We start from the raw sequence: 323 nt of genomic DNA on the forward strand, positions 1-323 counted from the left end.
GTTGCGCCTGATAGTCAGTTCCGTTACCGTGCTGGTTTAATTCATGTTTTGAACGAAGCTGCTGCCGATGGGCATTGCTATTTACCCCAGCCAAAACTCATTGAGAATGTTATCAAACTGCTGACTACAGCAGATCACACACCCGAAGAAGATGCCCTCGCTGATATTATCAAAGACATGGCACTCAAGGATGACTTAATCCGTGAGAAAAGCTCAGACCAAACGCTGCTATGTTATCTACCAACCTACTTTCACACCGAACAGAACCTTGCTCAATTAATACAATCTAGATTTTGCCAACCAGTTGCACAAGATATGCCTCG

The 323-nt window shown here is 44.3% G+C and carries 1 pseudogene; it reads left to right on the forward strand.

Going from position 1 to position 323, the window contains the following annotated elements:
* Window positions 1-323: pseudogene (locus ACEYW6_RS36760) on the forward strand (exodeoxyribonuclease V, alpha chain); the annotation flags it as partial.

The sequence above is a fragment of the Nostoc sp. UIC 10607 genome, assembly GCF_047228265.1.
GTDB classification, from domain to species: domain Bacteria; phylum Cyanobacteriota; class Cyanobacteriia; order Cyanobacteriales; family Nostocaceae; genus Nostoc; species Nostoc foliaceum_A.